1 protein-coding gene is annotated in these 663 nt (G+C 46.8%); it reads right to left on the bottom strand.

The window, feature by feature from the left end:
• Nucleotides 1-192 precede the first annotated feature (192 nt).
• Nucleotides 193-663: nitronate monooxygenase family protein (locus tag A3763_RS04585; RefSeq protein WP_197482766.1), on the bottom strand; the 471-nt coding region annotated here is incomplete at its 5' end.

Here is a 663-nt window from a genome sequence, read left to right as displayed (position 1 = left end):
TTTCCGGACAAATAATGCGATCTGTTGTAGCGCAGTATCTGCCTCTCTAACACGTGGAGCAAATATCTTAAAGACGTGAAACAACCCCTCAAACACATCGTAAGTGAAATCACATTCGCTTTCATTTACGCGCTGGGCGGACGTATCGCCTGCCCAGTATCGTCAGCGCCAAGCTTAACCGTACTATAACCTTTACTTGGCAAAGCCCGGCTTTTCAACTGCGCCCAGGTACTCTACCTTTAACTCCTTTACTAAATCAGCCATCGATTTAATTGTGTGAATGCCCGATACGCCTTCACCAGCACTCCAAAAGTCCTTCCATGCATTACTACCTGCCAAATCAAGATCGACACTTTCCTTGGCCTGGTAACTTGCCAAGTCAACGCCAGCACGCTCAATTGACGGCTTAAGGAAGTTACACTTCACGCCAGTAAAGGTATCTGTGAAGATCAAATCTTTAATCCCTGATTCAACCAACATCTTTTTGTAGTCAGGGTCTACCTCGGCTTCTTCGGTGGCTATAAAGCGTGTTCCCATATAAGCAAAGTCTGCTCCCAGCACTTCAGCTGCACGTATACCGTAGCCATCATTCACAGCACCGGCCAAAGCCAAAGGGCCGTCCCAAAATTCTCGAATTTCTCTCACCAAAGCAAAGGGGTTAAT

The organism is Oleiphilus sp. HI0128 (genome assembly GCF_001635365.1).
The sequence above is the reverse complement of the archived record's forward strand: the minus strand, read 5'-3'. Positions and strand labels throughout refer to the sequence as shown.